The sequence below is a fragment of the Desulfobulbus rhabdoformis genome (assembly GCF_016919065.1).
GTDB classification, from domain to species: domain Bacteria; phylum Desulfobacterota; class Desulfobulbia; order Desulfobulbales; family Desulfobulbaceae; genus Desulfobulbus; species Desulfobulbus rhabdoformis.
Genome location: NZ_JAFFQA010000023.1, coordinates 1 through 23,771 on the forward strand (window position 1 = coordinate 1; position 23,771 = coordinate 23,771).

The 23,771-nt window shown below is 49.6% G+C and carries 24 protein-coding genes; 11 read left to right on the forward strand and 13 right to left on the reverse strand.

What is annotated here, in order from left to right:
* On the forward strand, positions 1–220 hold a 220-nt coding region (locus tag JWJ90_RS12775; RefSeq protein WP_205227617.1), incomplete at its 5' end, for a hypothetical protein.
* Positions 221–423: 203 nt separating this feature from the next.
* Here the strand turns inward: JWJ90_RS12775 and JWJ90_RS12780 are convergent.
* The 10 genes from JWJ90_RS12780 to JWJ90_RS12825 all read right to left on the reverse strand — a co-directional run bounded on the left by JWJ90_RS12780 (position 424) and on the right by JWJ90_RS12825 (position 10,368).
* Positions 424–1,023, reverse strand: a complete 600-nt coding sequence (locus tag JWJ90_RS12780) for a MotE family protein (protein ID WP_205227618.1) — start codon at positions 1,021–1,023, stop codon at positions 424–426.
* Positions 1,001–1,444 (reverse strand): flagellar export protein FliJ, encoded by a 444-nt coding sequence (fliJ, locus tag JWJ90_RS12785; protein WP_205227619.1) that lies wholly within the window; start codon positions 1,442–1,444, stop codon positions 1,001–1,003. The genes JWJ90_RS12780 and fliJ overlap by 23 nt, the downstream gene beginning before the upstream one ends.
* Positions 1,441–2,823, reverse strand: coding sequence for a FliI/YscN family ATPase (locus JWJ90_RS12790; protein ID WP_205227620.1), 1,383 nt, complete (start codon positions 2,821–2,823; stop codon positions 1,441–1,443). Before JWJ90_RS12790 ends, fliJ begins: the two co-directional genes overlap by 4 nt.
* A gap of 85 nt (positions 2,824–2,908) precedes the next feature.
* On the reverse strand, positions 2,909–3,802 hold the full coding sequence (locus JWJ90_RS12795; protein ID WP_205227621.1) for a FliH/SctL family protein: 894 nt from the start codon (positions 3,800–3,802) through the stop codon (positions 2,909–2,911).
* Entirely contained in the window at positions 3,789–4,805 is a 1,017-nt protein-coding gene (gene fliG, locus JWJ90_RS12800; protein WP_205227622.1) for a flagellar motor switch protein FliG, read from the reverse strand. The genes JWJ90_RS12795 and fliG overlap by 14 nt, the downstream gene beginning before the upstream one ends.
* A gap of 42 nt (positions 4,806–4,847) precedes the next feature.
* Positions 4,848–6,614: a flagellar basal-body MS-ring/collar protein FliF gene (fliF, locus tag JWJ90_RS12805; protein WP_205227623.1), complete on the reverse strand. Its 1,767-nt coding sequence runs from the start codon at positions 6,612–6,614 to the stop codon at positions 4,848–4,850.
* A 107-nt stretch (positions 6,615–6,721) separates the two neighbouring features.
* Complete coding sequence (gene fliE / locus JWJ90_RS12810) at positions 6,722–7,015, reverse strand: flagellar hook-basal body complex protein FliE (RefSeq protein WP_205227624.1); 294 nt, start codon at positions 7,013–7,015, stop codon at positions 6,722–6,724.
* Positions 7,016–7,018: 3 nt separating this feature from the next.
* On the reverse strand, positions 7,019–7,456 hold the full coding sequence (gene flgC, locus JWJ90_RS12815; RefSeq protein WP_205227625.1) for a flagellar basal body rod protein FlgC: 438 nt from the start codon (positions 7,454–7,456) through the stop codon (positions 7,019–7,021).
* A 38-nt stretch (positions 7,457–7,494) separates the two neighbouring features.
* Entirely contained in the window at positions 7,495–7,908 is a 414-nt protein-coding gene (gene flgB / locus JWJ90_RS12820; RefSeq protein ID WP_205227626.1) for a flagellar basal body rod protein FlgB, read from the reverse strand.
* A 33-nt stretch (positions 7,909–7,941) separates the two neighbouring features.
* Entirely contained in the window at positions 7,942–10,368 is a 2,427-nt protein-coding gene (locus tag JWJ90_RS12825) for a tetratricopeptide repeat protein (protein WP_205227627.1), read from the reverse strand.
* A 422-nt stretch (positions 10,369–10,790) separates the two neighbouring features.
* Between JWJ90_RS12825 and JWJ90_RS12830 the strand changes: the two genes are divergently transcribed.
* From JWJ90_RS12830 to JWJ90_RS12850, 5 genes are all read left to right on the forward strand, one after another.
* A complete protein-coding gene (locus tag JWJ90_RS12830) occupies positions 10,791–12,551 on the forward strand; it encodes a cyclic di-GMP-binding domain-containing protein, MshE-related (protein ID WP_205227628.1) in 1,761 nt (586 codons plus the stop codon).
* A gap of 261 nt (positions 12,552–12,812) precedes the next feature.
* On the forward strand, positions 12,813–13,184 hold the full coding sequence (locus JWJ90_RS12835; protein ID WP_205227629.1) for a response regulator: 372 nt from the start codon (positions 12,813–12,815) through the stop codon (positions 13,182–13,184).
* A gap of 85 nt (positions 13,185–13,269) precedes the next feature.
* Positions 13,270–13,740, forward strand: a complete 471-nt coding sequence (locus JWJ90_RS12840; protein ID WP_205227630.1) for a chemotaxis protein CheX — start codon at positions 13,270–13,272, stop codon at positions 13,738–13,740.
* 28 nt (positions 13,741–13,768) lie between these two features.
* The gene (locus JWJ90_RS12845; RefSeq protein WP_205227631.1) at positions 13,769–14,230 is read left to right on the forward strand and encodes a chemotaxis protein CheX; all 462 of its coding nucleotides are present in this window, start codon (positions 13,769–13,771) and stop codon (positions 14,228–14,230) included.
* Positions 14,231–14,473: 243 nt separating this feature from the next.
* Positions 14,474–16,309: a hypothetical protein gene (locus tag JWJ90_RS12850; RefSeq protein ID WP_205227632.1), complete on the forward strand. Its 1,836-nt coding sequence runs from the start codon at positions 14,474–14,476 to the stop codon at positions 16,307–16,309.
* A 64-nt stretch (positions 16,310–16,373) separates the two neighbouring features.
* On the opposite strand, the gene JWJ90_RS12855 is transcribed toward JWJ90_RS12850, so the two are convergent.
* Together JWJ90_RS12855 and JWJ90_RS12860 are read right to left on the reverse strand one after the other, a co-directional pair.
* A complete protein-coding gene (locus JWJ90_RS12855; RefSeq protein ID WP_240194916.1) occupies positions 16,374–17,411 on the reverse strand; it encodes a sigma-54 interaction domain-containing protein in 1,038 nt (345 codons plus the stop codon).
* A gap of 47 nt (positions 17,412–17,458) precedes the next feature.
* Positions 17,459–17,935, reverse strand: a complete 477-nt coding sequence (locus JWJ90_RS12860) for a cyclic nucleotide-binding domain-containing protein (RefSeq protein ID WP_240194917.1) — start codon at positions 17,933–17,935, stop codon at positions 17,459–17,461.
* A gap of 307 nt (positions 17,936–18,242) precedes the next feature.
* Here JWJ90_RS12860 and JWJ90_RS12865 point away from each other — a divergent pair, with 307 nt between their 5' ends.
* From JWJ90_RS12865 to JWJ90_RS12885, 5 genes are all read left to right on the forward strand, one after another.
* Entirely contained in the window at positions 18,243–18,647 is a 405-nt protein-coding gene (locus JWJ90_RS12865) for a thermonuclease family protein (RefSeq protein ID WP_205227634.1), read from the forward strand.
* Between the two features lie 199 nt (positions 18,648–18,846).
* Complete coding sequence (locus tag JWJ90_RS12870; RefSeq protein WP_205227635.1) at positions 18,847–19,080, forward strand: hypothetical protein; 234 nt, start codon at positions 18,847–18,849, stop codon at positions 19,078–19,080.
* Positions 19,081–19,088: 8 nt separating this feature from the next.
* The gene (locus JWJ90_RS12875; RefSeq protein WP_205227636.1) at positions 19,089–20,084 is read left to right on the forward strand and encodes a DUF6976 family protein; all 996 of its coding nucleotides are present in this window, start codon (positions 19,089–19,091) and stop codon (positions 20,082–20,084) included.
* A gap of 281 nt (positions 20,085–20,365) precedes the next feature.
* The gene (locus JWJ90_RS12880; RefSeq protein WP_205227637.1) at positions 20,366–21,322 is read left to right on the forward strand and encodes a DUF1848 domain-containing protein; all 957 of its coding nucleotides are present in this window, start codon (positions 20,366–20,368) and stop codon (positions 21,320–21,322) included.
* Positions 21,323–21,599: 277 nt separating this feature from the next.
* The gene (locus JWJ90_RS12885; protein WP_205227638.1) at positions 21,600–23,393 is read left to right on the forward strand and encodes an NAD-dependent malic enzyme; all 1,794 of its coding nucleotides are present in this window, start codon (positions 21,600–21,602) and stop codon (positions 23,391–23,393) included.
* A gap of 84 nt (positions 23,394–23,477) precedes the next feature.
* Here the strand turns inward: JWJ90_RS12885 and JWJ90_RS12890 are convergent, their stop codons facing one another.
* Entirely contained in the window at positions 23,478–23,747 is a 270-nt protein-coding gene (locus JWJ90_RS12890) for a hypothetical protein (RefSeq protein ID WP_205227639.1), read from the reverse strand.
* Positions 23,748–23,771: the final 24 nt, after the last annotated feature.

The following is a 23,771-nucleotide window of genomic DNA, read 5'->3' on the forward strand; positions in this document are numbered from 1 at the left end:
CTACCTGCTGATCGCCTACCTGCTGATCGCCTACCTGCTGATCGCCTACCTGCTGATCGCCTACCTGCTGATCGCCTACCTGCTGATCGCCTACCTGCTGATCGCCTACCTGCTGATCGCCTACCTGTTGATCGCCTACCTGCTGATCGCCCACCTGTTGACCGACTACTTGTTGATCAGCTACTTGTTGATTGGTCTTGATCTTCGCTTCGTTTTTTGAGCTGTCCTCGTGGCTGGAGGTCGCAAGTGTATTGTCTGCTTTCTGTGGTTTTGCCTGCTGTTTTTCCTGCTTCCCGGTCGCGGCCTGGAGATGAGAAGAAAACGATTCGGTCGTTTTACCCGATGGAGTAATCCTTGCGCCGCCTTGAGAAGGCGATGTCTGCATCAGGTTTGCTGTTACAGCAGGAGATGTGGGCATACACGTTACCGAAAGTCTAAAGTTGAAAAGGCTGTTGTTAATTTCGCCGCCTTCTGGCGGTCCATACTGGCAAGAACTTTTGCCGCGGATTTGGTTTTCATCTTGCTAAGAATTGAGATTGCCAGATCCACTTGCAGGTTGCCGATGACGACGGCCCCTTTTTCTGCTGGCATTTTCTCGTACATTTTAGCCAGTTCAATTATGCGTTTTTGCTCCGCAGCCTCTTTTTGCTTCAACAGCTTTTCGAGCTTTATGCGAAGCTCATTGAGCTGTACGATTTTCTTATCGACTTCGCTCTCCAATCTCTTTAGTTCCTTTTTCCTGCGTTCAAGCTCCTCCTGTTCGCTTTCGAGTTGGTTGGTGCCGCTTGCTTTGATAGCCTCCATGATTCGGCGCTCCTCCACAGAATCATAACTGGACTCCGAACCATTTTTTGTGGGGGCTTTTTCAGGCGTGTCAGCAGCATGGGGCGTCGTTGGTTGTGTTATAAAAAGGCAAAACAACAGGTGGAAGGCAAGGAGGAATGCCTTTGTTTTAGAGGCAGAGGGGACCGGTGCGTGGGGCCTTCGACGGCGGCGGTTGTTAGTCTGATTTTTTGTGTTCATGGGAGAGAACAGCAATCTCGTCAAGCATTCCGGCTTCCAATTTATCCAGGTGTTTTTTATAGGCTGCATTTTGTTGCTCTTCCAATTTTTCTATGATTTTTCGATTTTTACTTGCCTGTAACAGGTGCTGTCGTTTTTTTGCCACCTGTCCTCTTTGTTTTTCCAGGGCTTTTTTTCGTTTGTGGAGCTCTTCTTGTACCAGATCAATGCGCTGATCAAACATAATAAGCCGATCCACTGTGGTTCCATGTTCCTTATCCCTCTGCAACCCTGCATAAAGCTCTTCGAGTTTCCGGCTTGTTGTCTCAAGCACCTCACGAAGCTGTCGCTCTTGTTCCATTGCCCGTGCAAGTTCCTGCAAGGCACGGGTTTCAAGCTGGTTGCGGAATTTAGAGACCGCGTGCAGGGTGAAAGGCTTCATTCTTTACGCCCGTCGGCTTTGTCTGTTTTTCTCCGATCCAGACCTTTGCGACCGGCACGCCTGCGATCATTGCCTTGTCTATCGCTGACCAAGTCTCCCATGGCTGCCAGGGTTTCCTCTAAACTGGATGACTCGTTAAAACCCTGCGTAAGGAAGGTGTTGATCGCATCCATACGGGAGATGGCGTAATCGATTTTTTTATTGCTGCCGGTTGTGTAGGCCCCAATGTTGATCAAGTCTTCGGATTCACGAAAAATAGCCATGACGCTACGTACCTTTCCTGCCAGCTCCATGTGGCGCTGTGAGGTAATATCGCGCATGACACGGCTGGTGGACATCATGATGTCTATGGCCGGGTAATGATTTTTTGCAGCAATGGCGCGTGAAAGGACGATATGACCGTCAAGGATGGAGCGGACTGAGTCGGCCACAGGTTCGGTGAGATCATCACCGTCGACCAGTACGGTATACAACCCGGTTATGGAGCCTTGGTTTTCGAAATTTCCTGCTCGTTCAAGAAGTTTAGGAAGGGTAGCAAACACACTTGGGGTGTATCCTTTGGTTGTGGGAGGTTCTCCAATGGAGAGCCCGATTTCCCGCATAGCCATGGCAAAGCGGGTAACGGAGTCCATCATCAGCAGAACATTTTTTCCCTGTTGGGAAAAAAATTCGGCAATGGCTGTGGCAACAAAGGCACCACGCATGCGCAACAAGGGAGACTGGTCAGAGGTGACTGCAATAATGACGGAATGAGCCAGCCCTTCCTTCCCCAGGTCCCTCTCTATGAATTCACGAACTTCACGGCCACGCTCGCCGATAAGGGCGATTACGTTGATGTCTGCCTTGGCATATTTGGCCATCATTCCAAGCAATACAGATTTCCCCACACCCGATCCCGCCATGATTCCCATGCGTTGGCCTACGCCACAGGTTAAGAGACCGTTTATAGCGCGGATGCCCAAATCCAGAGACTGGGTAATGGCATCCCTCTGCATCGGACTGGGGGGGAGAGAATAGAGCGCCTTTTCCTGAGGCAGATGGGGAGGGGGGCCTGTATCAAGGGGTTGGCCCATGCCATCAAGAACTCGGCCCAGGAGTTCGTTCCCCACGGAGATGGTCGCCTGTTCTTTGCGAACGCAGATATGGCTTCCCGGTCCTAGGCCACGCAATTCGCCAAGGGGCATAAGCAGCGCCCGGTTGTTGGCATAACCGACGATTTCAGCAGGAACAGGGGGACCGGGCTGCAGAGGGTAGATATCGCATAATGAGCCAATGGAGGAGCGAGGGCAGCTGCCTTCCACGACAAGCCCGACAATACGGTGAACCTTGCCATAAACCCGAACCGGCGAAAATGAGGAGAGACGTGCGGCAGTGTTCATTTTTTTTTTATAAGTGGTTACTGAGCAAAGAATCCACGGATGCAGGTGAAAAATAAATTAATGGAAATGTTGTCCAATGCCCCCCTTATGGATTTAGGTCCGTATTCTGGAGTGGATCATCAAGAGCAGCCTCTGGAGTTTGCTCGGTGACGGGTGAGGTCTGTTGTTCCTCCTCCGAGCCGAGGACAAATTCCGGGTGCTCAGTGAGAAATTCACGAGTATTTTCCAGCTTGCCATCAATGGTCGCATCGACACTGCAAGTGACAGACTCTAGCAGGCAACCACCCCTACGTATTCCAGGATCAGGCTTAAAAACCAGATGCTCCAAAGCACGAATTGAGCTGACCAGCGCAGGTGCGCACTCCTCGGCTAAGGCGAGATCCTCGGGATTAAGAGAGACATGGAACTCTTCACTGGCAATGGCCTGCTCCAGAGCGTTTTCAAGAGTTGTGGCAATCTGATTACGGGGGGTGGTTAATTCCTGGCTCAATATTTTTTCTGTGAGGGCTATGATCAGGTTAACCAGATCGGCATGGGTTCCGGCGAGTCGTTCCTGATTAAGTTTGTCAATTTTTTGGCAGGCCATGGCGAAACTTTGAACTCCCTGGTCAAAGTTTGCCTGCAGCTGGGCTGCACAATCAGCCATGCCCTGATCGTATCCCTGGGCGAAGCCTTCCTGGCGAAGAGCCTCAAGATCGATTTGCGGCTCTTGAACAGCTTCCGGTTCCGGTGGTGGAGATGGAGGTTCCAGATCCTGTTCAGGCTCTGGTGGAAGAGGCGGTTGTGTGATTATTTCCTCGGGTTGTTCCTCTTCCTCAAGGACCTCCTCCTCAACCTGAGGTGCAAGATCTTCAACGGCATTGTCGGGCTCTGGATCGACAGCCGGAGGAAAATCAAGCGTCTGGCGAACAAGGGAATGGGGCGTAAAGAGGGTATCCGCTTTAAAGACCTTTGATTTGAATTCCTTAGACGAACTCATCGCCACCGCTGCCTCGACCCAGAACCAGTTTGCCTTCTTCCTCAAGTTTCATCGCTATTTTGACGATGGTCTGCTGCATTGCCTCGACTTCAGAGAGGCGAACCGGTCCCATGGCATCCAGGTCATCACGGATCATATCGGCAGCACGAGAGGACATATTGGCAAAAATCTTTTCTTTGATTTCATCAGAAGCCGTTTTCAAGGCCATGGTCAGCGAATCGTTGTTGACCTCGCGCAGGATCATCTGAATGGAGCGACCGTCCAGGGCACAGAGATCCTCGAAGGTAAACATCATCTTGCGGATGCTTTCAACCATCTCGGGATCAACCTCTTCCAGGTTCTCCAGGATTTCAGTATCAAGGTTGTCTGTCATGTTATCCAGGATTTCAACAACCTTGTTGAGGCCACCAATTTCCTTTTGCTCCTCGCCACCGACAACAATCCCGATCTCCTTACTCAGGGCCTCCTCAATCCTGTCGATAACGGCAGGCGACACCGCATCGAGCGTGGCAATGCGGTAGACGACATCGGATCGTTTTTCCTCTGGAAGCTTAGCAATGATTGCTCCGGCATGCTCTGTTGCCTGGGTGGAGAGGACCAGGGCCAGGGTCTGCGGATGTTCGCGTTCAAGCAGTCCAGCCACCATGGAAGGGTGCATCTTGGCAATGGTTTCAAGGGGCCGGGCCTCGGTACCGGAGACAAACTGTTTCATAAGCGCCGATTCGCGATCTTTGTCACCCGAAGAGCCAGCAATGAGTTTTTTGGCAAATTCCTGACCTTTGACCACAATACCGGCCTGACTTTCTGCAGCGAGTTCAAAATCTTCCAGTATTCTGAGCTTTGTCTCTTCAGGGATATGGTCAATTTCGGCCATACAGCGGGTCACGCGGAAAATCTCTTCATCCGAGAGTTCCTCAAGAAGCTTCGTCGCCAGACGTTCCCCCAATATGATCAGCAGGATGGCGGCTTTCTTCAAGCCAGTTAATTTTTCAGTGGAGGCCATGCGCTGTTCTATCCTTTAGCATGCGGTTAAATAGTACCTGAATCAATCCTCTTCATGAATCCAGCTTTTAAGAATGTGAGCACTGAAAACCGGATCAAGTTCGACAGCTTTGCTAATCTTATCAAGCGGGTCTTCAGATTCTTCAGATTCCAGAGCCTGTTTATAGCTGGCTCCACCCATGAGAGTCGGTTGCGACTCTTGCGCCTCGCCACCGGGAAATTGCCCTGGTCCCTGTTGTTGCCCTGGTGTGCCTGGGATTGGTTGACCGTTTGCGTCAAGCGCACGCTGCCCCTGCGCTCCAGCACCAGCCTGTTCTGCCTCCATTTCCTCGACAGTTTTGTAATGTTCGGTCACATCGCGGTTCAGGGTTTTCATCAGGGGGCGAACCATCAGAAAATAGAGCAGAACACCGGCCAGAAGCAGTAAACCATAACGAATGAAGGGGGTGTACTGGTACAGACGGTTTGCAGCGGCATAGGCCTCTTCCTCGGCACTTGCTTCAAGAGATTCGAGAAAGGGCATGGAGGTGACTTCAATCTTGTCGCCTCGGGTGAGATCTATTCCTAAAGCTGAGGAAACCATGGTCTCTACGGTTTTCAACTCTTCTGCTGTTCTATGTTGGGTGGTGGGGGCAGCATCAGCGGTTTCCCCTGGAACAACAGTATCTGCGACAAGTACCGAGACAGAGAGTTTGGTAATGGTGCCCACCGGGTTGATGACCTTGGAGACAACCTTACTGATCTCATAGTTCGTGGTTCGTTGAGAACGGCTGGAAGGTGGTGTGGCACCACCGGCCTGGTTGGTATTGCCTTGGAGGTTTGACTGAACCCCGGGAACACCACCAGTGACCTCAGACCCGGTTTTTTCCTCGCTGACCTGCTCACTGCGGATAACCGGCTCTTCGGGATCAAAGAGTTCTTCGGTTTTTTCAGTTTGGGTAAAATCCAGAGTGGCGCTGACTCTGACCATGGAGTTTTTTGAGCCGAGGGATTTGTCGAGCAGCGCCTGAGCACGAGTCTCCAGGCGATGTTCAACCTGAGCCTGGTAGGCGAGCAGATCTGGAGAGAGGTTGCCAATGGCACCTTTTTCGCCACTTTTGGAGAGCACGTTACCGTTTTGGTCGATTATGGTCACGTTCTCCGGCTCCAACCCCTCTATCGAGCTTGAAACCAGGTGGACGATTCCTTCTACCTGGGTATCTTTGAGCCGTTTGCGCGGGGTCAGCTTCAGGATGACAGAGGCGGTGGCGGGTTGCTGTTGCTCTTTAAAAAGACGTTTTTCAGGAAGTGCCAGGTGGACCCGCGCCGATTCAACAGGGCCGAGTGAGGTGATGGTGCGCGCAAGTTCTCCTTGCAATGCTCTGGAATAATTAACTTTCTGGACAAAATCCGTTAGCGCGAAGGACTGCTTGTCAAAAATCTCAAAGCCAACACCTCCACCCTGGGGCAGGCCTGATGCTGCAAGAGAAAGCCTTGTTTCATAGACATCTTTGACTGGAATGTGAATGTTGCGACCGTTATTCCCCAGTTTGTAGGGAATATTATTCCCCTTGAGCCACTCGACCACAGCCGAGGCATCGGTTTCAGCCAGGTTGCCGTACAACAGTTGGTAATCGGCGGTTTGTGCCTTAATGATGATAAAGGCAAAAAGCGCAAGAGTGATGGCCAAAACAGCCGCTAGTGCCGCTTTTCGTTGTACAGGCCAGCCCTTGATCGTGCCGACCAGACCCCGCCAACCGGTCTCCGGGGGAGCAGTTTTTTGAGGTTGTTGTTCCTCTTGTTGAGGCGTTACATCCTGTTGTTCAGCCATGGCCATCCCTGTCCTTCACTGTGCTGCTTACCTGCAATCCCAAATCTGTGAGCACGTCATTAACCGCCAGAGTTTTTTCACAGAGAAGAGAGCAAACTCAAAAAAAATTACACCTGCATACGCATAACTTCTTGATAGGCATCAAGTGCCTTATTGCGTACCTGGACCATGTAGCGAAGGCTGATATCTGCCTTTTCCATGGAAAGCATAGCGTCGTGCAGACTTTGCTCGCCACCTGCATGCAGTTGTTCCACGGCATTATCAGCCTGTTGTTGGGCGGTGTTTGTCGTCTGTATGAGGGAAGAGAGAACATCCCCAAAGGAGGTCTCAACCTGAGCGGCATCGGATCCTGCCTTGGGAACCTCGGTCAGACTGGCGCTCAGAGCCTGTTGGATTATCATATATTACCTCCCTATCTCCAGTGCTTTTATCAACATGCGTTTAGCCGACTTGATTGTAGTGGTGTTTGCCTCATACGAACGGGTGGCTGACATCATGTCGACCATTTCTTTCATAACATTGACATTGGGCATTTCAACGTAGCCGTCTTCCTTGGCATCGGGATGAGTGGGGTCATACACCCGCTGCGGATCACTATCGTCTTCGATTATCTTCACCACCTGCACACCCTGAGCCTGGCCCTGCTCGTTCAGTGATTTCTGCAAGTGCTTGTTAAAAGGCATATCCTGAGATTGAAAGACCACAGATTTCTTTTTGTACGGCCCTCCCTCCGGGGTGGAGGTGGTTTCGGCATTGGCCAGGTTGGAGCTGATAGTGTTGAGTCTGGTCGTCTGCGCTTTAAGCCCCGAGGCGGCAATATCAAAGGTGGTAAACAGGTCCATAAGGTTCTCCCAAAAGTATTTGCAGAAATCTATGCAAATTAAGCGCCACCATTGATGGCATATTTGACTGCGGAGAGTTTTTTATTGAGCATGGTGATTGCTGCTTCATACATAATCTCGTTTTGCGAGAGCTTGACCATCTCCTGGTCGACGCTGACCGAGTTCTCATCACCAATGCCGGTCGTGTCTTCTCTGCTTGTGACAGTGCCTGTTACGTGTTCCAGTTCTGTTGGGCCAAGGGGAATATGGCCCGGCTGGGTGCGGGTTGGTTGCAGTTCATTGGTAAACAGTGCCCCTTTGAGCTGCTCTTCAAAGCTGAAGGATTTCGCAGCATAGCCCGGTGTCTCGGCATTGGCGATGTTGGAGCCTATAATTTCCTGATTTTTTTCACGTAAATCAAGCACACGCTGCAAAAGGCGCATGGTGGTGTCAAATTGCTGAATGCCTGGCATGGGAACCTCCAAAAGCTTTGGGCAGGGCCTCTTTCATAGTTGCATCTCAAGAATAGCAGCCTCTTCACGGGCCATCCGTTTCCAGAGAGGGTCTTTGCCTTCTTCGGCGAGACTTTGAAACATTTTTAGGGCTGATTCGCTTTTACCCGTACGGCTTTCAATTTGGGCAAGGCGGAATCTGGCCTGTTCCGATTGGTTATCAAGAGTCAACAGGCGTTGGTACTGTTGTTTAGCCGCTTCCAAATTCTGGAGCTGATAATAGGACTCGGCCAGAGGCAGGAGCAAACGTTCAGGTCCCAGGCGCCCTTGCAGTTGCGGGGTATCCAGGGTGTCGATGACTTTTTGCCACTCTTTGTTTGCATAGTAGACCCGAGCTTTCAGAAGTTCTAAAGCGGGCATTTGGGGAGCATTGGACTCCATGATAAGTTCTAAGGCTTTCTCCGTATGACCGCTTCTGTACAGGGCCTGGGCTTTAAAGAGAAAGATGGCCTTTTGGTAGGCACCATTGGGGTAGCGCAATTGGTAGCGGTCGGCATACTCTTCAACTTGCAGGTAGCGACCATCACTGAAAAGTGCTTCGATCAAAGGGAGATAAATTTTTTCTTTATCGGCGTTGTCGGCTACTTCAAATAGGTACTGGTAGGTCTGGGCAGCCTGGTCAGCAAGGCCAAGTCGGCTATATGCCTTGCCCAGGTCATAGAGTAGATCAGCGCTCAGCCAGCCGCGAACAAAATATTTTCTATTTTGCTTGGCAAGCACCAACCCCTTGACGTACTCTTGGTCATCGACAAGTTGTCGTACAACTCCGGGGAGTTGCTGGATGATCAGCGCCATGGCCTCTGTTCGTAACTTGCCACCTTGAAATTCGCGTAAAAGCTTCATGCATTTTTCCACGCTGCTTTCCTGCTCTCCTGAAAGATGGTCGACCAGAGCCTCTTTGAACAGACAGGTTTCACGCTGGAAAAGAGTGTGGGCATAGGCGGTGCACCTCTGGTAGACCGCATTGGCCGCAAAGGGGTCGAGTCTTCGTTCTTTATACGCCAGGTCGGTCTTCTTGAGCAATGCTCGAAACCCGCCTTCAGATCGAGGAAAGGCGTCAATAAGCTGTTCCAGGTTAAGTAGGGCTTTTTGTCGGGTCAGCTTCATATGCAGCTGACACATGGCTTGACGAAAGAGAGCCAGGTCCTGTTGAGGCTCATTGTTGAGCAAATCGCCAAGTTTCATATACCACTGTGCACCTTCTTGGTATCGTTGAGCCGCATAAAGACAATCGCAGAATGCCGCCAGCGACATGGCATCGCTGGCAAGCAGTGGTGAAGATTGGGCAAGAGGGGCATAGCGTGTCAAAGCTTTGTCTTTTTCGCCTTGAGCATAGGCGAGATCAGCAAGTCGGAGCAACCGCAATTCCTTAAGCCGTTTGTTCTGGCTGAGAATAGGATCAGCGAGCAGTTTTTCCGCGGTTTCATTTTGATGGGTCAGAAGAGCAAGCTCTGCCTGGAGCATATGAATATCGTCTGCAAAGGGAGTTTGACGAGTAAACTTTTCGGCAAAGGGGAGCAACTCGTAATAGGTGTCAATGTGATCGCCACGGGTTGCCCGCTGATAGAGTAAGAGAAATTGAGCGATCTTAGCCATTATCCCATCGGGATATTGTATGGCGATTCGCTGGAGAAGAAAATAAGGTGAACGGTATTCCCCCATACGCAGCAATCCCTCGGCATATGCGAGCACGAGCCGCTCTTTGAGCGATTCTTTGGGCTGTTGTTTGACCTCCTCGCGAAGCAGCAGGCAGACCTGATTCCATTTTTTTTCAGCCGCACGCTTTTGAATTTCTGGGGGGAGCCAACTGTCAAGGGGATCATCTGGCGCAATGGCGCGCGCCAGAGGAAAGGGGGGGAGGTGAAAAACAGGCTGCGGGGTGATGGAGACGGGTAACTCGTAGTTGGTGAAGAAAGAAAGCCAATCCTGGGCATATGGCGTGAGATTCAGCGGGTTGAGGGAGTCAATGTTTGAGCGGCGCACAATCTCGACCCCATGGAGCCTGGTGGTGAGTTCCGGATAGCTCGTGGAAAGTTGATTGCCCAGGAGAACATCCACAAGGATCACGCCGGTTGCTGCCAATCGCTGCGTTTCCACCTTTTGGGGGGGGTAGCGAAAGTATATGGAATAAATAGTTTTTGCAGGTAGCTCTTTCGGAACGATCCGGATCATTCGACCGTCTGTTTGGGGCAGCTTGAGCGAACGCACCGGATTGGTCTGGTTTAGTTCGAGATCTACTCTGCGGCCTTTGGTTCGCAGTTTGAATTCAGGCAAAGTATCAAAATGAAAAAAAAGCTGCAGGCTGGTTGTCTCATCGCTGCGATTGATCGAAGTGAGAATAGAGGCTGCTTCTGCCATGGAATGGCAAAACAGGTTGACAGTCAAAGCCAGCAGCAGGTGAATGAATAAGCGAGAGCGCATAACTCAGTTGAAGGAAGAGGTGGCAAATTCGAGAGCCCTTGTTTACCCCATAGTAAGCAATATATGTTCCACCTTTTTGGGCTTTGCTGGAGACGGGGAGCCTCCTATTTATTGCAATTCAAGCGAAGGACCAGGTAGAATGGAAAAAATTGAGTCAGAGATTTGACTTGCTCGCGACACCATGGCAGGATGAGTGTACACAGATTCCCGGTGTCACTGGAGTGGCCTCATAAGGCGAGAGACTCACCTGTCACGGATTCAGGTCTGTAATACCTCTGCACATTCAAAGGGGTTTTGAATACGAAGTTTTTTCAAGACGCCCTCAAGTTTGAGAGCTGTTTGAGCACGTCCCCGTTCATTTGTGGCTGAAGTCCTGGATGTCGGCTGCAGTAAAGAATATTGTATCGCATGATTATTCCCTTATGCAGATAGAAGAATTTATAACCAAGGGGCGGACGCTGGTAGAAAATATTCTCCCCACCCTTCGTCTTCTTCTCGCTCAACCGGAGCGTGATGACCTTTTGCTTGCAGCCACCGGTCAAGGGCGAAAACTGTTTTCCCTGCTCAATCAACATGGCCATAAACTTGGGCTTGAACATTTAGTCGCTCCCTCTGAGGCTATGGGAGCTTTGTTGGAAAGTGCTCGGTTTAATCATCTGCAACTCTCAGGTTCCCACATTTCGCTTTTTGTCGAGGTTTGTTCCTTTCTTGATCAGGCATATACGCTTATTGCCCAGGATGGGAATGACGACCGACTTGCCGCTTCTGCAGCAGCTTTAGAAGCAGCTGTCCTTGATTTGCTTCATACCTCAACCGCACCGGCAACAGATGCTCTAGCCTTTGTAGGGGTGTCCAATGAGCTGCGTGATGCTTTTACTCAGGAGACTGAGCAGTTGCTTGTCACTGCAGAGCAGGAATTTGTTTTGTGGGATTTCATAGCCATCGACCATGATCGTGTCTCCGGTTTGTGTCAAATCCTACATCGCCTCAAAGAGAATTTTTCAATTTATGACTGCAGGGACTTTGAGCGCTTATGTATGGCTCTGGAATCTGCTTTGAATCGCTATCTGCAGGGAGAGTTTTTTCAGACAGAATATCCAGAGCGTACCTTTCTGCGCTGCATAGATGTGATGCGGGAGTCGTTAAACCGATTTGCCATGACTGAAATGCTTGATATCCCAAAGTTCAATGAGTTGCTTCAGTCGGTGCAGGGGCTGATCCGGCAGCCTTTGGGAGAGTTGTTGATCGAGGCGGGATTGGTAAACCCCAAAACGGTCGATGATGCGCTCTCACTTCAACGCACTACTCCAACGAAACAGCCCAGGCGCCTTGGTGAGGTTTTGGTCGGCATGGGGGAAGTAACCCAGGAAGAGGTGGAAAGTGTCCTCGATCACCAGCGGTTTCTTCAGCAACAAGGAGAAAAGGCCAACGAGATCAGCAAAGGGGAGGGGAAGGACCCCTTGGTGCCGTTATTTCCTACCGATGTCTCTGTTGATGGCCAGAGGCTTGCCCGCATTGTTTCCATCGTGAAGCAACTTGCTGCTCTGGATGTTCCGGAAGCCCTTACACCTTTTATTCAGGAACTTGATCAACTGACAAAAAATTTGAATCAGGGGACAGGAAGCAGGAGTACACATTACTTTCAGCGCCTGGTTCGCGACTTTGCTATTCAGTATAATAAGCGAGTGCATTTCCGTTTGGAAGGGGCGGAGGTTATGCAGGAAGAGCTGGATATGCTCGACTTCGCTGAAATACTGATTCCGCTTTTGCGCAATAGTGTTCAGCATGGGATTGAATCTCCCGATGTGCGCCACAAGGAGCAGAAGAAAAGAAATGGCCGCATTACGCTTTCAGTTCTGCGCCAGTCTGAGGAATTGTGGGTGAGCGTGGAAGACGACGGTGCGGGATTTGATCTGAAAAAAATAGCCAAACTTTGCCTGCTGCAAGGACTGGTGCAGCAGGATGAGCTGGCACAAACCACCGGAGCGGAACTGCTGCAGATTTTTCTCAATAATCAAGACTGTGGTCATGAAACCGCGATTCTCAATGCGCCCCAGTGTACCGGGCTTGCTGTGGCCAAGCAGCTGTTACAAGAATTTAACGCGAAGATGGATATTTGGTCTCGGCCGGGTAAAGGGGCACGCGTGACCTTGCGTATTCCTCGGGCCTCCCGAAATCTTTGAAGAAAAGAGACATTGCATGAAATAAAAAATTTGATTTCCGCCTTTTCAAATTGATAGAATAGCTTCAGCGAAAACATCCTTGATTCTCCCCGATGGGGATGAGAGGCCGTTCCCCCGCCAAGAGACACTTGCTTTCGTCTGTTCAACCGTGCTGGCAAAGAAGTTGTTCTCAAAAGCGAAAAACCATGTAGGTGCAAACTCAACACGTTTTATACAAATTCTCACAATTATTTGGAGAGCTCTGAGATAAAGGAGGAAAGAATGGCAAAAAATGTATTGCTCGTTGATGATTCCAGCACTATGCGGAAAATCATCAGTCGTTCCCTGCGCCAAGCCGGATTGGATTTTGGTGAAATTTTTGAAGCCGGAGATGGGCAGGAAGCACTCGATGTTTTGGAAAAAGAGAGTGTTGATATCGTCCTTTCTGATATCAATATGCCCAACATGAACGGTATTGAATTCCTGCGGGAAAAAGCCAGTCGAGACGGAATAAAAGATATTCCCGTATTCATGATTTCCACCGAAACCGGTGATGATATCATTGGAGAGGCAAAAAGTCTCGGAGCGGTCGGCGCTCTAAAAAAACCTTTTACTCCTGACAAGGTGAATGAGGTACTGGGCCCCCTGATGTAGTTGTTTATGTCATTTTGCTCGACCCATCTAGGTCATTTCCGGATAATCAATTGTGATTATCCGGAACAATATGAGGGAGAAATTTGTGAATAGTTTTGATGAAATCAGTGACAAGCTCATCGAGTCAACCATCGAGATATTCGTTGGCATGGTTATGATGGATATTTCGGTTGCAGGGGATCCCCTCACAAAACTTGGCCCAATGAAACAATCGATCACTGGCATGGTTGGGCTTGCTGGTACGCATAAAGGAGTCTTGGCCGTTCATTTTCCGAAACCGCTCGCATTGGCTGTGACCAGTAGTTTTCTGGGGATGGATGTTGAAGAGATCAACGAAGATGTCCAGGACGCAATCGGTGAGATCGCCAATATGTTGGGCGGTAATCTAAAGACTATTCTTTCTGATAAGGGGAAGGATATCCAGCTTTCTTTGCCTTCAACTATTTCCGGTGACGAATACAACTTCAGCTCACAGGCAGAAGCGGAGCAACTCATCATCCCGTTTAAGGCACCGGATGGTGAATTTTTTGTTGAAGTCGAATTAGAACATGCCTAACCCTTAGACCAGATACTGGAGACTTCGCTTGGAACTGGAAAAATCTCTCGTTGACGCCACCCTGGAGGTCTTTGCCTCCATGATCTTCATTGATATTGAGCCGCAGGCGGCCAGCAATGAACCTGTGACTGAATTTGCTCCGAACATCTCAAGCCTTATCGGCCTTGCAGGTGACATGAAAGGTATTCTGGCGATTCACTGCCCGGAAAAGGTAGCCTTGGAAATCACCTCGTCAATGCTCGGGATGGAGGTCGATGAACTCGGTGAGGACACCAAGGATGCTATTGGCGAGATTGCCAACATGGTTGCAGGTGGCTTAAAAGTTTCTCTTGCTGAAGAAGAGAAAAATATTGAAATAGCCATACCAACGACGGTTATAGGAAAATCAATTCGCACCGCCGGTCTTTCCGGAGCATCCCGGGTGATGATTCCTTTTGTAAGTCCGACCGGTCGTTTTGGTATTGAACTGCGCTACCTGCTGGAAACTTAGATGCCGCTCCATCTGTGCTCTGCTGAGCTTATATTTGCTTTCTTGATCGCCTTCCTTTTTTCAGTATTGTTGCATACCTCTTCCTGCCAGCAGAAAAAAGTAAATTCCTCAGATTTTTCTTCCGAAAAGAATCATAGGTAGTGTACGAAAAAGAAAAGTCTTTCTCATTTGTCTCTTTTCCGGGGAAAGGCTTTTTGGGGGCTGGTACAAAACACGTAACCTAGGATTCTCACACCTCTTTGCATGAAAGCCCAGGAACGCTTTAATAAAATACTTCTCGCCGGTGTCGAGCGCATTCAGGATGAAGTTGCAGCGCTTATCGGTAAGCCATTTAAGTTAGGCAGCCCTGAAATCGGAGCTGTTGACAAGGAAACTCTGTTTGAAGGTCTAAGCGGCAAACAGGTTCTGGCCCATGTCCGCGTAGAGGGGGATGTCCAGGGGAATGGCTGCATGATTGTTGGCGTGAAAGACGCCATTTTCATTGGCGGCAACCTGATCATGCTTCCGGACAACGAGCTTGATGCGGTGGTGGCTGAGCAGGAGTATTCAGAGGAACTTCAAGATTCATACGGCGAAGTTGCCAATATCATCTGTGGCGCTTTAACCGTTACCTTTGAAGAGCAGTATCCAAAAACCGTTCGTCTGATTCGAACCGAGCAAGACGTTATCTTGCCGGCAAAGATTGATCCTGAATCTGATGAACCCATTGTTAATGAGCCCTTTTACCAGTTTGCCGTTCCAATGACAATGGATGGCAAAGAATTGGGCTCTTTGCGCCTCATCCTCCCGGCTGTGCCCTTTGGCCTGGCAAAGGAACCGTCTGAAGAGGCGACTTCTTCCAAAGAGAAGGAAGAAAAACAGCAGAAAGCAGAGAAAGAAGCTGTCCAGGATGAGGATGCAGAGGTTCTCGAGCGCCCTGAAACTGAAACGGCCACCGAAGAAGATGCCGCTACCTTGGAGCGACAGGAAAGTGGTACCACCTCAGAGGCAGACGGCAGCAAAAAAAATAAGAAAAAGGATATTAAAAAGCAGAAAAAGCTCATTGACGGCTTAATTAAAGGCAGTTGGGAGAAAATTGCTGATGAAACAACAGCCCTGCTTGGCGGCACCCTAAAAATTACACCGGTAAGTAACCAGGCCCTCCATAAAGAGGATTTTCTAGATCAGGCCGGGGGAAAACAGATCATTGCTCGGATGGATCTTCGGGGCGTCAAAGAGGGAGAGGCCTTTCTTTTTGTAGACTTGAAATCGGCGGTTTACCTTGGTGGTTGCTTGATCATGCTGCCAGAGGCTGAGCTGGAGGAAACGGTTCGTGGTGGTGAATTTGGTGAAGATGCCAGGGATGCTTACGGTGAGGTTACCAATATCATTGCCGGCGTTTTGACCACGGTTTTTGAGGAGCAGTACCGGGGCAAGATCGGATTTGTCAAAACTGCTATCGATCCTGTTGTTCCTGCTAAAATAGATCCGGATACAGACGATGTCTTTCCTCATCAGGGGTACTATCTTGCCGTTGGCGAGATGCAATATAACGATCGGGAACTGGGGAAAATTCAGCTCCTGGTACCAATCAATGTGTTTGACCTGGAAGCACTTCTGGAAGTGGAGGAGGCAGAAGAGGCTGGCAGTACCGGTACTTCCAAAGAGGGAGCCTCCGCAACAACCGCTGGAAGAAGTAGTGAGGACGGTAAACTTCGGGGAGAGGGGCAGGCCAGCTTTGATATGCTCATCATCACAGATGATGATGCGGAGGCTGGTCAAGTCGCTTCCCTGCTGGAAGAAAAAGGGTATGGAGTACGGGTGCTCCACTTCAAAGATCCAGTCAATTCTGTACTGAGCTCTCGAACCCAGATGGTCTTTTTAATTATGCGGGAGGTCAGTGAGCAGGGATTTGGGGTGGCGATTAAGGTCTCCAGCAGTGGCTTCTCGGTCCCCCTGGTGGCGGCGGGGCCAGCCTGGACTCGAACCGGGGTACTCAAAGCAGTGAAGTACGGCGCCTGTGATATCCTGATAACTCCTTCCTCTTCCGAAGATGTAGACGAAAAACTCGCCAATAACCTGGTGCAAAAAGCAGCCTGAGTCAGGTCTGTCTTCTCTTACATCTCAGAATTGCAGTGGCTTCTCTTCCTGTCCCCCATGGGGATTACTGTCCCTCTCCACTCTCGCTCCAGGTATCAACCAATTCTTTTTTCTTAATTTTCTCCAAAAGAGTTGTCCGCTTAAGATTAAGTAGCCGGGCAGCCTCTTTCTTGTTTCCCTGGGTCATTTTCAGTGCTTGAATGATCAATTGTGTCTCAAAATCATTAACCAGAGAGTTGAAGTCAATGCCGGTTTCCTGCCAGAGATCCTCGGTGATCGAGGTGGAGGAGAAAAGCATCTGCTGTTCACTGCGACGAAGATCTTCATCGTTGATGTTTTCCTGGACCGGAGGAGTCGGAGGTGTGGGCAGGGTGCCGTTGCGATACTTGTCGGGCAGATCATGAAACCCTACCTGGGAGCCACCAAAGAGGATAGTCATATGGTGGATCAAGTTTTCAAGCTCACGAACATTCCCTTTCCAGGGAAACTGGTTTAAAGCAGCCAGGGCAACCGCATCAAAGCCAAGCAAAGGAGATTTCTTGGTTTCGCCGATTCGCTCAATAAAATGCTCAATCAACAGGGGAATATCTTCTGATCGTTCTCGCAGAGGTGGAATAACTACGGGGATAACGTTGAGCCGATAATAAAGATCTTCACGAAATCTCCCTTCGGCCACCATCTGCTCCAAATTACAGTGCGTTGCCGCTATAATGCGTACATCAACTGGAACGGGTTTCAACCCGCCTACGGGTTCGAACTCTCGTTCCTGGAGTACGCGTAAGAGTTTCGCCTGGAGAACCGGCTTCATGTCGCCAATTTCGTCCAGAAAAAGCGAGCCTCCGTTGGCATATTCAATGCGGCCGATCTTGGAGCCCGTAGCCCCGGTAAAGGCGCCTTTGGCATAACCAAAGAGTTCACTTTCCAAAAGATCGTCAGGAATGGCTGCACAGTTGACAGGCACAAAGTTATTTTCTGCACGCGGACTGTTGGCATGAATGGCCTTGGCCACCAATTCTTTCCCCGTGCCGGATTCTCCTTGGATAAGGACTGTGCCCAGATCGTCCTCGGCCAGTTTTCCAATGAGCCTGAACAGGTGCTGCATGGACTCACTTTGTCCTATAATTCCCGAAAATCCTAATGAAAGAGTACTCATTGCTGATGTAGGTGATCGGCGAGCTTGCTGGTCGTCAAACGCATGTTGAGACTGAGCAGCCGCATGATTTTTTTGAGTAAAGTAACTGTTATCGCAGGGTATGTATCACTTAGGCGGTCAAACCCTTTTTTAGTCAAAAGAATGACCACTGAAGGTTGCCGGGCAATGACTGAAGCTGAACGTGGTGCTTTGTCAATGATAGACATTTCACCAATTGTGTTTCCCTTGCCGAGTCTTGTGATAACGCGGTAGTCGCCAACGCTGGTTTTTTTCAGAACATCCAGCAGCCCGCGAACAACAAAGCACATATAGTCCCCTTTTTCGCCTTCCGTGAACAGATGTTCTCCACGGTTGATCTCCATAAAGTTCAAGTGACGTGCAAGTATATCGAGTTCATCGGTCTTGAAGGCGTCGAAAAGGGGCAGGGTCAGAAGGAGATCCCTTGTTTTTTCTTCCGTATCAGTGAGTTCCAATTTGGGAACAACCATTTTTTTTGTACCGGATGGGAAAGACGTGACTCGGCGGCGTAATTTTTGTACAGCCCTGCATTTCAATAATTCTAAGCCTACCACATGTAAAATGTAGAATACAAGGGACATTACGAAAAAGTGTCACTTTTTTGACGTTGTTAAAAAGGTGTGCAACTCCTTATGTTAACGATAAAAGTAAAAATTTGAACCAAGGGTACAAAAAATGATACGTAATTTCAGGATGATCCCCTTTTTGTTCCTGCTCAGCCTATTTTTTTCAGGGGGGCAGCTATATGCATACGAGGCAGTTGTGACCCATGTTCTTGATGGTGATTCATTTCGTGTCCGCCAGGGGAGACAGATCCAGACTATCCGGCTTTACGGTATTGACTGCCCCGAATACCGCCAACATGGATGGCGTCAGGCCAAGCAATTCACAAAGCGGGTGCTTGCTCGGCAGCGGTTGATTATTCAACCTATGGATGTTGACCGTTACGGCCGAACCGTCGCTTTGGTGTATGTTGATGGGCGTTTGCTCAATGCGGATCTTGTGAGCGATGGCTGGGCCTGGCTTTATAGAAGATACTGCCATGCGCAACCGCTCTGCAGAGAACTCAATCAGCTTGAACAGAACGCGCGGGCAGGCAAAAAAGGTATCTGGCAAAAAAAGAAGCCCATGCCTCCTTGGGTATGGAAGAGAAAAAAATATAAGTAATCGAGATACCTCAACGCTCTCCTATCAATTCGTGCCAGCGGGGAGAATCCCTTGCGCTGGAATAAATCTCAAATCGGCTTGTATTTGACAAACCCCAGGTGATAGAATTTTTCTGATTGCAACGGGAAGGTGATCGGTTATTTCCATAGATGACCAACCTTCCCCGCATAATGAGACTTCATGAAGGAGGTAAAGTCGTATGAGTGTTCCCCCGAAAAATAACCCGATATGGGCCGACATTGTCACAGGTCGGAAAACGTTTACCCTCAAGTTTCTGGCAGCAAAGATTCTTCTAGGGCGAGTTGTTCGAACGGTTTCCGCTTCTCCCACTGCTGCAAATGTGAACGATGCCGTGGCTCAACTGCATGCTGTTTATGAAAAAAACGCAGGCAGCCCCTCGGTAAAAGAAGATCTTAAAGTTATTTTTGGATAGGAGAAGCCATGCAACAAAATACTTTCAGCATTGCCGAGGTGGAGAAAGCCATTAAAGACGGTCGTACCCTGTTGATTGCAGGGGAGGAAGCTCTTTTGCAAGCGTTGCCACAAGGGAAATGGGTGGGAGGCACCATTCCCTACTTTGTCTCTCCGGATAAGGGCGGCGAGGTGAATAAAGAGCAGGTGTTTGTCACTGATATCAGTGAGGTGGCTGCAAGCATCACCGTGGGCGTGTACACTCAGGATACACTGGGAAAGGTTTATACCGATGAGGATGGCTGTGGTTTCAGTTTTATCATTGTCCCCGCCGCCAGTGAGGTGCATGCGAGTTTTGCGGTCAATGGTCCGAATTATAAAGATTTTGGCTCCCGCCCATTGATTGGCTGGGTGTCAGGCGTACACTTAGATGATCTGGGCAAAGTGACACCAAAGGTCTTTGATGGCATCACCGGTAAATCCTTCGAGCAGGAAGCTGTGGTCATGCACGTGATGCTCCCGGCCGGAAAGAGCGTTGATGTGGGCATCATCAACCTTTTTGAGCAGGGGGAAGGCGATGTGCTCACCTTTGCGACAGATGGCTTTGCTGCAACTGAGGTCATGGTGAACGGAGTCAAAGAAAATTTTGCAGATTATATAACCAAAAATAATCTGGATACGAAACTGCCCCTTGTAGCCGACTATTACGGTGCTATGGTGAACATTAGCTTTCAGAGCGTTGAACCGGGTGGTGAGGTCAAACTGTACGCGCCGGTCTTTTCTGGCATTCGCTATAAACATGCTCAGGCTGTCAGTAACTATGGCGAGGCCTTTAGCGACCAACTCAAGAAAAACAGTCCGGATGCCAACAGTGTGGCCTTTTCCTGTAACTGTATTCTCAACTATCTCTATTCAGGCCTTGAGGGCAACAAAACCGATCCCTTTGTGGGGCCGGTTACCTTTGGCGAGATTGCCTATCAGTTATTGAATCAGACCTTGGTCTATCTGGAAGTACACGATAACTGATCTTCGATATTTTTTATTTGGAGATAATGGCCCGGTTTATCCGGGCCTTATTTGTTTTTCACTATAGGGTGTCTTGAATAATTAGATTTTTCAATCAAGGCCAGATAAGCGTAGACTTCGAGGATTGAGCAAAATTTTACCGCAGGCATATACATGATATCGGAGTCTTCGCTTACCTCCGAGGATAAAATTTTAAGAATGACGAGGTAAGCGCCAGACTCCGCGGGATTGGCAGAAAAAGCAATTATTCAAGATTCCCTATACTCCTTCTTCTCTTCTTTATGATTATCAGTGCCAGCCGTCGGACTGACATCCCGGCTTTTTACTCTACCTGGCTGCGCAATCGGCTGCTTGCCAGGCGGGTGCTTGTACGTAATCCCTTCAATCGGCGTCAGGTTGCAGATATCTCTCTTGATCCATCTGTTACAGATGCTCTGGTCCTTTGGACTAAAAATCCCGCCCCCCTGGTCCCCTATGTAGCTGAAATTGAAGCGATGGGATTTCCACTGTTCATTCAGTACACCATTACCGGTTGTTCGCAGCAACTGGAACCCTATCTGCCTGAACGTGCACAACGTATAGAAAGCTTCAGGCAATGCGCCGAGATGCTCGGCCCCGGAAGAGTCCATTGGCGTTTTGATCCCATTGTGTTCACTCAAACACTCACTCCTGCCCACTATCTGCAGCAATTTGGCCAACTGGTCCAGCTGCTTCAGGGCTACACAACCCAGTGCACAACGAGTTTTGTCAGCCTCTACACAAAGTGCAGGCGTAATCTACGCGACATAGCTCTTGTTGATCCAGGAGAGTCTGCAAAACAAGAGCTTATTGCGAAGATGAATGCCATCTCCAGCCGCTCTGGCATCAGGTTGCAAGGATGTTGTGATCCCTTTCTTACCGCACATTGCGGGGTTGACCAGGCGCACTGCATAGATGCCCGCGAAATTGGTCAGAGTTTGGGGAAAAATTTTCAGGTTAAAAAAGACGCTGGCCAGCGTTCTGGTTGTGGTTGCAGCCAAAGCATTGATATTGGAGCATACGATTCCTGTACCCACGGCTGTCTCTACTGTTACGCCAACACCAGCCATACGAGGGCAACTGCCAATCTGGCACAGCATGACCCGCACTCCCCACTCCTGCTTGGTACCCTTCGTGGAGACGAGACTCTCCACAAGCGTCAGGTGCATTCATTGCAAATAAGGCAGGGAGCACTTTTTGATATTGACCCCCAAAAATAATCAGCAAAGCTCGTCTTCGGTAAACAATCCTTTTCAAGCCCTTGACAGCAGAGGACTTGCCATGTATTGCTTTCCCTCCGTATCAGGTGCTTGGGGGAAACAGACGCCTGAAAAATTCCTGAATTCGAGATAGCGGCCGCAGAAGACCCACCGCTTCAGGAAATTGTTTGATAACTTTGTAGCCGTGACCAATACGTAACCGATCACGTTGAAAGCACAGGAGAATTCGCCCCAAATCATGGAATATGAAGTTGGGGGAAATCAAGGGGCATGAAGTATGTATAAAATTGCGCACGATCAGGAAGAAATTCTTATTCGTTTTGAGAAAGATCTCGTTGACAGTGGGATTTTGTCAAAATTTTTAAGCCATATCAATTTGCAGTCCATGCTGAAGAAGAGCGGCAAAGGGGATGCCGGTACCCGCCTGCGCGAACAGAATCGGCTGGCTGCTTTACCCTCAGGTATTGATCTGTTGCGCGATCCCAACCTGAATAAAGGCTCGGCCTTTACCCTGCAAGAACGTGAAACACTCGGTCTTACCGGGTTATTACCCCCTCGGGTTCATTCCTTAGATGAGCAGGTACAGCGTATTCTTGAAAACTTGCGTAAACAGTCCACAGACATTGAGCGATATGTCTATCTCATCGCGTTACAGGATCGGAATAAAACGCTGTTTTACAGGGTGTTGCTTGATAATATCGAAGAGTTGATGCCCATTGTCTACACCCCAACCGTGGGCCAGGCCTGTCTGGAGTTTGGGCATATTTTTCGCCGACCACGTGGCGTCTATATTACAGCCCGTGATAAGGGAAGAGTAGCAGAGTTACTGGGTAACTGGCCCTTTCGGGATGTTCGGGTTATCGTTGTTACCGATGGAGAACGTATTCTCGGTCTGGGGGATCTGGGAGCAGATGGTATGGGCATTCCGGTGGGTAAGTTATCGCTCTACTCGGTCTGCGCTGGGATTCATCCATCACAGAGCCTCCCGATTACCCTTGACCTGGGAACTGATAATGCCAGTCTGCTCAATGATCCACTATATATTGGCTTACAGCAGCCACGCATCCGTGGAGAACTGTACGACGAACTGGTTGAGGAGTTTATCCTTGCCGTGCAGCAGGTCTTCCCTGGATGCATGATTCAGTTTGAGGATTTTGCCAACCGCAACGCTTTTCGCCTTCTCCAGCAGTATCGTGATCAGATCTGCTGCTTTAACGATGACATACAAGGGACCGCAGCAGTCACCGTGGCGGGCATCTTGTCGGCCCTGCGCTGTACCGGCGGTGAGCTGAAAGACCAGCGATTTCTTTTTCTTGGGGCAGGGGAGGCCGGGCTTGGAACCGGTGGCCTTCTGGTGCAGGCTCTGGTTGAGCAGGGGCTCTCCGAAGAGGAGGCCAGACGTTGTTGCTGGTACGTGGATTCCAAAGGACTCATCGTCAAAAGCAGGACTGATCTGAGCGAACATAAGCAGCAATTTGCCCATGATCATCCCGAGATTGCCGATTTTAAGGAGGCTGTCGAAACGTTACGTCCTAATGCAATTATTGGTGTCTCCGGGCAGCCTAAACGGTTTACTCCGGAGATCCTGGAATTTATGGCCCAGATTAATGAGCGGCCTATTATCTTCTCTCTGTCCAATCCCACCTCCAAATCTGAGTGTACCGCTGAAGAGGCTTATACCTGGACTGAGGGACGGGCTATCTTTGCCTCGGGGAGTCCTTTCCCACCGGTACGGATGAATGGCCGTAACCTGTATCCGGCCCAGGGCAACAATGTCTATATCTTTCCAGGTGTGGGTATGGGGGTTGTTGCCAGTGGGGCTAGCCGGGTTACCGATGAGATGTTTCTTGTGGCTGCACAGACAGTTGCACAAGAGGTCTCAGAAACAGATCTGAGCTACGGACGAGTATACCCACCGCTGCCGCGTATTCGCGAGGTTTCCCTGGCTGTGGCTATTGCCGTTGCCGAGGTCGCCTATAAAGATGGGCTGGCCGTAACTCCACGACCTGCTGATCTGAAGGAATATATTCAGGGACTAATGTTTGAGCCGGAATATTCAAGCTACATCTGAACGATTTTGTAACAAAAAACGCCGATCCCTTGGCAATGGGATCGGCGTTGAAAAAGGCGCGTCTTCAAAAAAGAGTGTCTATGCTTACCCATGTCTTCGAAACGGTTTACGAACAAAGTCCGTAAATTTGGGCTGTACCACACAAAAGCCAGTCATGCAGTCGCCGATGGAGTTGATTTCGGCCTCTTCAAGATCAATCAAAGCGGCAATGACATCCTGTTCATTTGCTCCCGCAAACTCCCCTTCCTTGGTGTACCAACCCGCTTCTTGACGAAAATCAAAATGATCATGGACATGGGCCACCTGTGCCTGCTGAGGTAAATCGATAAATTTCGTCTCCGTTGCTTCTGCCATGTCATACCTCCTTTCGATACTGTG

What these genes read in the sequence shown, in the direction of transcription:
- JWJ90_RS12780 (WP_205227618.1), bottom strand. Translation starts at nt 1,023, where the DNA reads ATGAACACAAAAAATCAGACTAACAACCGCCGCCGTCGAAGGCCCCAC.
- fliJ (WP_205227619.1), bottom strand. Translation starts at nt 1,444, where the DNA reads ATGAAGCCTTTCACCCTGCACGCGGTCTCTAAATTCCGCAACCAGCTT.
- JWJ90_RS12790 (WP_205227620.1), bottom strand. Translation starts at nt 2,823, where the DNA reads ATGAACACTGCCGCACGTCTCTCCTCATTTTCGCCGGTTCGGGTTTAT.
- JWJ90_RS12795 (WP_205227621.1), bottom strand. Translation starts at nt 3,802, where the DNA reads ATGAGTTCGTCTAAGGAATTCAAATCAAAGGTCTTTAAAGCGGATACC.
- fliG (WP_205227622.1), bottom strand. Translation starts at nt 4,805, where the DNA reads ATGGCCTCCACTGAAAAATTAACTGGCTTGAAGAAAGCCGCCATCCTG.
- fliF (WP_205227623.1), bottom strand. Translation starts at nt 6,614, where the DNA reads ATGGCTGAACAACAGGATGTAACGCCTCAACAAGAGGAACAACAACCT.
- fliE (WP_205227624.1), bottom strand. Translation starts at nt 7,015, where the DNA reads ATGATAATCCAACAGGCTCTGAGCGCCAGTCTGACCGAGGTTCCCAAG.
- flgC (WP_205227625.1), bottom strand. Translation starts at nt 7,456, where the DNA reads ATGGACCTGTTTACCACCTTTGATATTGCCGCCTCGGGGCTTAAAGCG.
- flgB (WP_205227626.1), bottom strand. Translation starts at nt 7,908, where the DNA reads ATGCCAGGCATTCAGCAATTTGACACCACCATGCGCCTTTTGCAGCGT.
- JWJ90_RS12825 (WP_205227627.1), bottom strand. Translation starts at nt 10,368, where the DNA reads ATGCGCTCTCGCTTATTCATTCACCTGCTGCTGGCTTTGACTGTCAAC.
- JWJ90_RS12830 (WP_205227628.1), top strand. Translation starts at nt 10,791, where the DNA reads ATGCAGATAGAAGAATTTATAACCAAGGGGCGGACGCTGGTAGAAAAT.
- JWJ90_RS12835 (WP_205227629.1), top strand. Translation starts at nt 12,813, where the DNA reads ATGGCAAAAAATGTATTGCTCGTTGATGATTCCAGCACTATGCGGAAA.
- JWJ90_RS12850 (WP_205227632.1), top strand. Translation starts at nt 14,474, where the DNA reads ATGAAAGCCCAGGAACGCTTTAATAAAATACTTCTCGCCGGTGTCGAG.
- JWJ90_RS12855 (WP_240194916.1), bottom strand. Translation starts at nt 17,411, where the DNA reads ATGCAGCACCTGTTCAGGCTCATTGGAAAACTGGCCGAGGACGATCTG.
- JWJ90_RS12870 (WP_205227635.1), top strand. Translation starts at nt 18,847, where the DNA reads ATGAGTGTTCCCCCGAAAAATAACCCGATATGGGCCGACATTGTCACA.
- JWJ90_RS12875 (WP_205227636.1), top strand. Translation starts at nt 19,089, where the DNA reads ATGCAACAAAATACTTTCAGCATTGCCGAGGTGGAGAAAGCCATTAAA.
- JWJ90_RS12880 (WP_205227637.1), top strand. Translation starts at nt 20,366, where the DNA reads ATGATTATCAGTGCCAGCCGTCGGACTGACATCCCGGCTTTTTACTCT.
- JWJ90_RS12885 (WP_205227638.1), top strand. Translation starts at nt 21,600, where the DNA reads ATGTATAAAATTGCGCACGATCAGGAAGAAATTCTTATTCGTTTTGAG.
- JWJ90_RS12890 (WP_205227639.1), bottom strand. Translation starts at nt 23,747, where the DNA reads ATGGCAGAAGCAACGGAGACGAAATTTATCGATTTACCTCAGCAGGCA.